This is a genomic window from Streptomyces sp. 8L (assembly GCF_020176795.1).
Lineage (GTDB): Bacteria > Actinomycetota > Actinomycetes > Streptomycetales > Streptomycetaceae > Streptomyces.
In genome coordinates this window covers 1-2140 of record NZ_JAIUKE010000821.1, presented here as the reverse complement: position 1 = coordinate 2140, position 2140 = coordinate 1, and the positions used below count along the sequence as shown (strand labels likewise).

Annotated in this window: 1 tRNA gene, 1 other RNA gene and 1 pseudogene; 1 reads left to right on the top strand and 2 read right to left on the bottom strand. The window is 71.5% G+C overall.

The features are described 5' to 3' along the window. Together LCE31_RS39125 and ffs are read right to left on the bottom strand one after the other, a co-directional pair. Nucleotides 1-1831 (bottom strand): annotated as a pseudogene (locus LCE31_RS39125) (DNA polymerase III subunit gamma and tau); the annotation flags it as partial. A gap of 27 nt (nt 1832-1858) precedes the next feature. Beyond that, an RNA gene (gene ffs, locus LCE31_RS39120) (signal recognition particle sRNA small type) lies at nt 1859-1957 on the bottom strand. A 72-nt stretch (nt 1958-2029) separates the two neighbouring features. Between ffs and LCE31_RS39115 the strand changes: the two genes are divergently transcribed. Then, a tRNA-Ser gene (locus tag LCE31_RS39115) sits at nt 2030-2114 on the top strand. Nucleotides 2115-2140 lie beyond the last annotated feature (26 nt).

The following is a 2140-nucleotide window of genomic DNA, read 5'->3' as shown; positions in this document are numbered from 1 at the left end:
GCGCCGCAGCAGCCCGGTTCCGCCCGCGCGGCCGGTGCCGAGAGCCGGGAGGCCGGGGGGCCCGCCGCCGGAGGGATCGACGATGGCCTCGATCTTCCACTGGACGTTGAACTGCTCGGAGAGCGCCTGCCTGAGCACGTCCTCGCTGCCGCTGCTCGCGAAGTTGTCGCGGGCACCCGCGTTGATGAATCCGATCTGGAGGGTGGTGCCGTCGAAACCGACCACCTGGGCGTTCTGGCTGAGGAGAATCCACGTGAAACGCCGGCGGTTCTTGACGGCCTCCAGGATCTCGGGCCACATGTTCCGCACCTGGCCCGCACCTGCCGCCGGGTCCATCGCGGCACCGCCGTGAGACGGCGCCGAGGGCGCTGATGGCGGCGGCGCGGCGGCGCCGCGAGGGCCGCCACCACCCGCGCCCGCGGTGGGCCAGCCGCCGGGCCGACGCGCTTCGCCACCGCCCGCGCCCCCGCCGGCGCTGTCACCGGGGGGGGGCCCCCGGGGGGGGGGGCGCCCGGGGGGGCGCCGCCGGGGCCGCCGGAGGCGGTGCGGACTGCGGTACGTGGGGCTCGGGCGTGGGCGGTACGTACTCGAAGGCGGGCGGCGCCGGCGCGCCCGGCGCGCCGGCAGGGCCCGGCGCCGTGTACTCCACGGCGGCCATGCTCGCGCCGGCCGCCATGCCGCGCTCCAGGCGCTCCAGGCGCGTACGCACCGAACGCTCGTCGTCAAAGGCCGCGGGCAGCAGCACACGCGCGCAGATCAGCTCAAGCTGCAGGCGCGGTGAGGTGGCGCCACGCATCTCCGTCAACCCCGTATTGACGAGATCGGCGGCCCGGGACAGCTCGGCGGCGCCAAAGACGGACGCCTGCGCCTGCATCCGCTCGACCAGGTCGGCGGGCGCGTCGATGAGGCCCTTCTCCACGGCGTCCGGGACGGCGGCGAGGATCACCAGGTCACGCAGGCGCTCCAGGAGGTCCGCGACGAAGCGGCGCGGATCGTTACCGCCCTCGATCACCCGGTCCACGACCTCGAACGCGGCGGCGCCATCGCCCGCGGCGAAGGCGTCCACCACCGAGTCGAGCAGCGACCCGTCCGTGTAACCGAGGAGGCCGGTGGCCATGGCGTACGTCACACCGTCCTCGGCGGCGCCGGCCAGCAGCTGGTCCATCACGGACATCGAGTCACGGACCGACCCGGCCCCCGCCCGTACGACCAGCGGCAGGACGCCGTCGGCGACCGGAATCCCCTCCTGGCCGCACACCTCGCCCAGGTAGTCGCGCAGGGTGCCGGGCGGTACGAGCCTGAAGGGATAGTGGTGCGTGCGGGACCGGATGGTCCCGATGACCTTCTCGGGCTCCGTCGTCGCGAAGATGAACTTCAGATGCTCGGGCGGCTCCTCGACGACCTTCAGCAGGGCGTTGAACCCCGCCGAGGTGACCATGTGCGCCTCGTCGATGATGTAGATCTTGTAGCGGCTGCCCGCAGGCCCGAAGAACGCCTTCTCCCGCAGGTCACGGGCGTCGTCCACACCACCGTGCGAGGCCGCGTCGATCTCGATGACGTCGATGGACCCCGGCCCGTTGCGCGCGAGGTCGCGGCAGGACCGGCACTCCCCGCAGGGGGTCGGCGTCGGCCCCTGCTCACAGTTCAGACAGCGCGCGAGGATGCGCGCACTGGTGGTCTTGCCGCATCCCCTCGGGCCACTGAAGAGATACGCGTGGTTGACGCGGTTGTTCCGCAGGGCCTGCTGCAGGGGGTCGGTGACGTGCTCCTGCCCGATGACCTCGGCAAAGGTCTCGGGTCGATAGCGGCGGTACAGCGCAAGCGAGGACACACCTACGACGATATCCGCCCCCTATGACAAGACAACGCCCCTCACGTACCCGCCAGAGCCGACCTACCCTTGCTGCCTTCCGGCCCTGGGGGAGTTCAGTCAGATAGCGCCACGTGAGGGGCTGCGCCCACAGTACCTGATGGGGAGCCCCCCAAACGAGTTCGCGAGCACTCCCTCCGGTCTTGTATGGTTCGTCGCGGAGGATTCGCCTAGAGGCCTAGGGCGCACGCTTGGAAAGCGTGTTGGGGGCAACCCCTCACGAGTTCGAATCTCGTATCCTCCGCTCATGCTCTCACCGGGCATAACGTC